This window comes from Nocardiopsis sp. TNDT3 (genome assembly GCF_003427465.1).
Taxonomy (GTDB): domain Bacteria; phylum Actinomycetota; class Actinomycetes; order Streptosporangiales; family Streptosporangiaceae; genus Nocardiopsis; species Nocardiopsis dassonvillei.
Window position 1 is genome coordinate 1 of the sequence record NZ_QPFC01000439.1, and the last position, 6635, is coordinate 6635.

General features: G+C 69.8%; 7 protein-coding genes. 5 read left to right on the top strand and 2 right to left on the bottom strand.

The features are described 5' to 3' along the window. Positions 1-109 precede the first annotated feature (109 nt). Positions 110-1093, top strand: a complete 984-nt coding sequence (locus DQW06_RS11550; RefSeq protein WP_071621008.1) for an NAD(P)-dependent oxidoreductase — start codon at positions 110-112, stop codon at positions 1091-1093. Positions 1094-1332: 239 nt separating this feature from the next. Here DQW06_RS11550 and DQW06_RS11555 read toward each other — a convergent pair whose 3' ends face one another. Together DQW06_RS11555 and DQW06_RS11560 are read right to left on the bottom strand one after the other, a co-directional pair. Further along, positions 1333-1704: a DUF202 domain-containing protein gene (locus DQW06_RS11555; RefSeq protein ID WP_013156380.1), complete on the bottom strand. Its 372-nt coding sequence runs from the start codon at positions 1702-1704 to the stop codon at positions 1333-1335. Next, the gene (locus DQW06_RS11560; RefSeq protein ID WP_026338634.1) at positions 1701-2057 is read right to left on the bottom strand and encodes a YidH family protein; all 357 of its coding nucleotides are present in this window, start codon (positions 2055-2057) and stop codon (positions 1701-1703) included. Before DQW06_RS11560 ends, DQW06_RS11555 begins: the two co-directional genes overlap by 4 nt. 282 nt (positions 2058-2339) lie before the next feature. Here DQW06_RS11560 and trxA point away from each other — a divergent pair, with 282 nt between their 5' ends. The 4 genes from trxA to pstS all read left to right on the top strand — a co-directional run bounded on the left by trxA (position 2340) and on the right by pstS (position 6595). Then, positions 2340-2711 (top strand): thioredoxin, encoded by a 372-nt coding sequence (gene trxA, locus DQW06_RS11565; protein WP_013156378.1) that lies wholly within the window; start codon positions 2340-2342, stop codon positions 2709-2711. 504 nt (positions 2712-3215) lie between these two features. Further along, positions 3216-4088 (top strand): phosphate ABC transporter ATP-binding protein PstB, encoded by an 873-nt coding sequence (gene pstB, locus DQW06_RS11570; RefSeq protein ID WP_013156377.1) that lies wholly within the window; start codon positions 3216-3218, stop codon positions 4086-4088. Positions 4089-4221: 133 nt separating this feature from the next. After that, a complete protein-coding gene (locus tag DQW06_RS11575; RefSeq protein ID WP_041553451.1) occupies positions 4222-5013 on the top strand; it encodes a response regulator transcription factor in 792 nt (263 codons plus the stop codon). Positions 5014-5419: 406 nt separating this feature from the next. Continuing rightward, positions 5420-6595 carry a phosphate ABC transporter substrate-binding protein PstS gene (gene pstS / locus DQW06_RS11580; RefSeq protein WP_013156375.1) on the top strand — a complete coding sequence of 392 codons (1176 nt, stop codon included), beginning with the start codon at positions 5420-5422 and terminating at the stop codon, positions 6593-6595. Positions 6596-6635 lie beyond the last annotated feature (40 nt).

Sequence of the window (6635 nt, forward strand, 5' to 3'; positions counted from 1 at the left end):
GGCCGGCGGCGCCGCGCGCCGCCCCACCGTGCGCGGCCGCGACGACCGCGCACACACGCCGTTCCCAGTCGGGGAACGGCGAGAGAGAACACCGAGTGGAGGGGAAACCATGAAGGCTGTAGTCACCGGAGGAGCCGGCTTCATCGGCTCACACCTGTGCGACCACCTGATCGCCCGGGGCCACCAGGTCACCGTCCTGGACGACCTGTCGACCGGGACCCTGGCGAACCTGGTCCAGGCGCAGGGCTCGCCCGGGTTCCGGTTCGTGGAGGGGGACGTCCTGGACCGGGAACTGGTCGACTCCCTGGTCGCCCCGGCGGACGCCGTGTTCCACCTCGCGGCGGCCGTGGGCGTGTACAACATCGTCGACAACCCGCTGCGCTCCCTGCGGATCAACCTGCACGGGACGGAGAACGTGGTGGAGGCGGCCGTGGCGCACCGCGTGCCCTACATGGTCGCCTCGACCAGCGAGGTCTACGGCAAGAACGACGCCGACGGTCTCAAGGAGGGCGACGACCGCGTCTACGGACCGGCGACCAAGAGCCGCTGGTCCTACGCCGCGGCGAAGGGGCTGGACGAGCTCGTCGCCTACGTGCACGGCGTCGAGTCGGGCGTGCCGTGCGTCATCACCCGCTTCTTCAACGTGGTCGGCCCCCGCCAGACGGGCCGGTACGGGATGGTGGTCCCGCGCTTCGTGGACCAGGCGTTGGCGGACGAGCCCATCACCGTGTACGGGACGGGGACGCAGCGCCGCTGCTTCGGCTCGGTGTTCGACGTGGTGCCCGCGCTCCTGCGGCTGATGGACACCCCCGAGGCCTACAACCAGGCCGTCAACCTCGGCGGACACGAGGAGGTCTCCATCAAGGGCCTGGCCGACCGGGTCGTGGAGCTGGCGGGTTCGAGGAGCGCGATCACCTACGTCGACTACGAGGAGGCCTACGGCGAGGGCTACGAGGACATGCAGCGCCGCTACCCGGACACCTCGCTGGCCGCGCGGCTGATCGGGTACCGCCCCGAGCGCGACCTCAACGACATCATCCGTTCGATCATGGAACACCGCCGTGCGGTCGGCTCCGTACCGCAGCCGGCGTAACCGAACCTGAAGGGTCCGGTCCGGGGCGCCCTCTCCGCCTCGGCCGACCGACACGGGACAAGGAGACGAAGGACCACGGCTCCGGCCCTTCCCTCCGACGGGACGGTCGCGCGTCCCGGACGGGTCCGGCGCTCCCCCATGCCCGCACGAGGGCGATCGGCGCCGGTGGACCGCGGGCCCGCCGAGGGCATGGACGGGCGCGTCCGCCTCCGGGCGGCGCGGACGAGGGGGCCGGGTCCTCAGAGAGGCAGCAGCACCGTCACCACCAGGACGCAGCTCAGGGCGAGCACGCCCGCGCACAGGAGCGCCATCGCCCACGGGCCCGCCACGGACGGCGAGGGCCGCCCGGTTCCCGGAACGGGCGCGCCGTGCCCGCCGGCCCGCCACCGCAGCCACACGTGCGCGGCCAGCACCCCCGCCAGGAGCAGCAGTCCGACCGTGGTGGCCACGCGCACCTCGGGCGGAGCCTGCGGGAAGGCGTCGTCGCCGGGGGCCAGGGAGCCGCGCAGGAACAGCAGCCCCACCACGACCAGCAGGGCGATCGTGCGGTGCCAGGACATCAGGGTGCGCTCCGGCTGCATGCCGGGATCGCGTTCGACGGGGGTGGTCACAGCAGGTTGCCCAGCAGAACCAGAGCGCACACCAGCCCCACCGCCAGGGCGGTGACGAGCGGGAGCGCACTCAGTTTCAGGGCCGCGCCGCGACTCATGAGCTGTTGCACGCGGTACCAGCGCAGCGGGGCGTAGACGGTGATGACCCCGGCCAGCACCGCCAGCAGCAGGCCGACCGCGGTGCGCGGCCCCTCCGCCCAGCCCAGCGGGAGCAGGTGCAGGACGGCGACGGCACCGGCGAGCAGGGCCAGCGCGGTGCGCACCCAGGCGAGGAAGGTCCGCTCGTTGGCGAGGGTGAACCGGTAGTCCACGGAAGGACCCTCCGCGTCCCGCGGAGAGGCTTCGGAACCCATCCCACTCCCCCCTTTCGACAGGGACGGCCCGGGTTCGCCCCCGAACCGGGCCGGGCCCGCCACGTGGGGCCCGCGTCCCTCCAGACGACACTAGCCGTCGCGCCTCTTTCCTCCCAAACAGGTATGTAAGGCGTGTTATGGCGTAAAACAACCAGACTGCGGGATGGTTCACCGGCCGCGGCAGGCATGCGGAACAAACGAACGGGCACGACCGCTGTAGCACTGAGAGATGGCGGTTGGCCGACGGTCGACACCAACCAACGAACAGATACAGGAGACCACGTGCCCACGGTCGAGCTCACCAAGGACAACTTCGCGGAGACGCTGAAGGACAACGACTTCGTCCTCATCGACTTCTGGGCGGACTGGTGCGGTCCCTGCCGGCAGTTCGCCCCGGTGTTCGAGACCTCCTCGGAGAAGCACACCGACATCGTCCACGCCAAGGTGGACACCGAGGCGCAGCGCGAACTCGCCTTCGAGTTCAAGATCCAGTCCATCCCGACCCTGATGATCGTGCGCGAGCGCACCGTCATCTACAACGAGCCCGGGGCCCTGCCCTCCGAGGCTCTGGAGAGCCTCATCACGCAGGCCAAGGAGCTGGACATGGACGAGGTGCGGGAGAAGATCGCCGAGCAGGGCGGCTCACCGGAGTAACACTCCCGGAGCGGCACGGACCGTTTCCGCGCGCCCCGGACGCCCCCTCCCACGGAGGGCGGCGTCCGGGGCGTTCGCGCGTCCGGACGGGGCCCGGCCGGGCGGACGCGGCGACGGCCTCCGGACGGGACGCCGCCCCGCCCCGGCAGGAGACCGGGCCTCGCGCGGATAGGACCGAAAAGGGCGAAACAGGAAGACCGAAAAGTCATCAAGAGGTTTGCGGCCGGTCACCTGTCCACCCGTCCGGCGAGTTTCGGCCCACCCGGGGCCCGATCCTCCCAGACGGGACGAACCGCACTCCAGAGGCGGTCCGCACCTCCTTCGGTGACGGGAGGACAACGCCTCGCGATCGCCACGCCTCCGAGTTCACCGCCCACGTTCACCTTCGCCACGGGGTTCGTTCACCGTTGCTTCATACGGACATATTTGCATGGGTTCGACCGCGCTCCGCGGCTCCGGCCGCGCACCTCCCGCGCACGCACAGTCCGACCCGGAAGTGGCCTCATGTCTGTCAGCAACACCGCCTCCCCTCGCGGCACCGAGACCGGTCGCGGCGTCGCCCCCGACACCGTCCGGTACAACCGCGAGGTTCCCGACCTGGGCGACCCCGTCTTCGACGTCTCCGGGCTCTCCATCTACTACGGCTCCAACAAGGCCGTGCGCGACGTGGACCTGAAGGTGGGCCCCCGTCAGATCACGGCGATGATCGGGCCGTCCGGCTGCGGCAAGAGCACCGTCCTGCGGACCCTGAACCGCATGAACGACCTCATCCCCGGAGCCCGCATCGAGGGCAAGGTCACCTACCACGGCGAGGACCTGTACGCCTCGGAGGTGGACCCCATCGAGGTGCGCCGCCGGATCGGCATGGTCTTCCAGAAGCCCAACCCGTTCCCCAAGTCGATCTACGACAACGTGGCCTACGGCCCCAAGATCAACGGCGTCCGCGGCAACATGGACGACCTGGTCGAGGAGACGCTGACCAAGGCCGCCCTGTGGGACGAGGTCAAGGACAAGCTCAAGGAGAGCGCCTTCGCCCTCTCCGGCGGCCAGCAGCAGCGCCTGTGCATCGCGCGCACCATCGCGGTCAACCCCGAGGTGATCTTGATGGACGAGCCCTGCTCGGCGCTCGACCCCATCGCGACCCTCAAGATCGAGGACCTGATGTACGAGCTGGCCAGCGAGTACACCATCGTCATCGTCACGCACAACATGCAGCAGGCGGCGCGCGTGTCCGACCGCACGGCCTTCTTCACCGCCGGTGTGGACGACGCGGGCGACCGCTACGGCAGCCTGGTGGAGTTCGACGAGACCGCGACGATCTTCAGCAAGCCGTCCGACCAGAGGACCGAGGACTATATCAGCGGTCGCTTCGGTTAAACCGCTGACCTCCGGCTCCCCCACGGCCGCGGGCCCTCCGGTCGCGACCGTCGACCGGAGGGCCGTTTCGGTCAGGCCGGAGCACCCTTCCCGGGGATCCGCCCCACTGTTCCTTCGACGAAGTGGACCTCCCATGCCCGCGCTCACAACGTCCGCATCCGTCCCGTTCCCGGGTGCCCCGGTCGAGGACGAAATGGTCGAGCGCTCGGAACGGTCGGAGGGACCGCTCCGGGTCCTGCTAGTGGAGCCCGAGTCGGAGCAGTCGCACCAGCTGGTGCTGTCGCTGAGCGGGCACGACGTGGACATCACGGTGTGCGTGGACGGCGCCGAGGCGCTGCTGCGGGTGGGGATGATGCGACCGGACACCCTGGTGACCAGCGCCACTCCGCCCGAGGTGGACCTGGAGACGCTGGTGCGGGTGACCCGGCGGGCGACGGACATCCCGATCCTCATCGGGGTGGGCCCCGGCGACTCCCAGCGGGCGATGCGCGCGCTGGCGGCCGGAGCCACCGCGTGCGTCAACCGCCCCTACCGGATCCCGGAGCTGGCGGCGCTGCTGCGCGGCTCCCTCCCGGGACCGGACGGCGGCGGCCCGGACGGCACCGCCTCCTCGGCCGCGCTGCGTTCGGGCGCCCTGGAGCTGGACGCGCTGGGGCACCGGCTCTTCGTGGACGGCAACCCGGTCAACCTGGCGCTGCGGGAGTTCGGGATCATGGACTTCCTGCTGAGGCACAGCGGCAGGGTGGTCAGCCGCGAGGAGCTGTGGACCGAGGTCTGGCACAAGCCGCTGCCTCCGGTGAACAACACCATCGCCGTGCACATCCGGCGCCTGCGGCACAAGCTGGGTGACTCCGAGGCACAGCCCAGGTTCATCCACACGGTCCGGGGGATCGGCTACCGACTGGACACGGCGAACGGTTCCTGAGCGGAGGAAAAGCGCGGGACGGGATCGGTGAATTCCCCTCCTCCGGGTCCTTTCGGTGATGCCGACGAGACCCCTTGTTCATCTTCACGTCACCTCGGTCCGAGACGAACGCGAAGATGAATCATCGAACAATCCGACGTGTCACCTTCGCCACCGGGAAACCACCGCGCCGCTCCCGGCCCCCACGACCATACCCGCAGGTCATCACCGCCTGTCCCCGGAACATAACAGGATCCGCGCGGAGCCGAAAACACACACCCGTTATCAGATGGTTACCGCCATTCACTTCGCATTCACCCTTCTTCTACCATCCCGCCTTCATCTCGATGACACAGCGTCTTCCTGCGCACTTACTGTCATTTCACGTCAGCCCCGACAGCGGTGATTCAACGAGGAGAACTACGACATGCGCAACGGGCGTTCCAAGCTCGCCGTCCTGGCGGCCATCCCCCTGCTCGCGGCGGCGTGCAGCAGCGGAGGCGACACCGGCGGCGACGGCTCCGGCGGTGGCGGGGGCGACCTCAGCGCCTCCCTGACCGGTGCCGGGGCCAGCTTCCCCGACCCCCTGTTCCAGGACTGGATCTACACCTACTCCAACGACGTCCAGCCCGGCGTCAGCGTCAACTACCAGAGCGTGGGCTCCGGTGCCGGCGTGGAGCAGTTCCTGGAGCAGACCGTCGACTTCGGCTCCTCCGAGGAGCCGCTGGGCGAGGAGGACCTCGCGGCCGCCTCCGAGGCCCGCGGCTGTGAGGCCGTGCAGTTCCCGGTCGTCTTCGGCGCGGTCGTCATCGCCTTCAACAACCCCGAGCTGGACGGCCTGGTCCTGGACGCGGCGACCATCGCGGCCATCTACGACGGCCAGATCACCACGTTCGACGACCCGGCCATCGCCGAGCTCAACCCGGACATGGAGCTGCCCGGCGACGAGATCATCCCCGTCCACCGCTCCGACAGCTCCGGCACCACCTACGTGTTCTCGCACTACCTGAGCACCGAGGTCGACTCCTGGGCCGAGAAGTACGGCGAGGGCAAGGAGATCGAGTGGGCCGACGGCCTGGTCGGCGGCCAGCAGAACGACGGCGTCGCCCAGGGCATCACCCAGAACCCCGGCGGCATCGGCTACGTGAACCAGTCCTTCGCGCAGGAGGCGGGCCTGTCCGTCGCCCACATCGTGAACGAGGACGGCAACCCGATCGAGCCGACCCTGGAGTCCACCATCGCGGCCTCCGAGGAGGCCGAGATCCCGGACAACTTCCAGTTCGCGATCGACAACATCGGCGGCGAGGGTTACCCGATCGCCGGTTCCAACTGGATCTTCACCTACACCTGCGGCTACGAGCAGGCCAGCGCCGACGCCATCATCGACTTCTGGACCTGGGCCCTGACCGACGAGGGCGCCCGCGAGCTGGCCGGTGAGCTGGGCTACGCGCCGCTGGGCCAGGAGCTGACCGACCGCGTCGTCGCCGAGCTGGAGAAGACCAACGCCGAGAACGGCGGTGCCGACGCCGGCGCCGAGGAGGAGGCCGGAGCCGAGGAGAGCGCCGAGGAGAGCGCTCCCGAGGCCGAAGCCACCACCGAGTAGGAACGCCCCGCGGGGCCGGGAGAGTCGTCCCGGCCCCGCA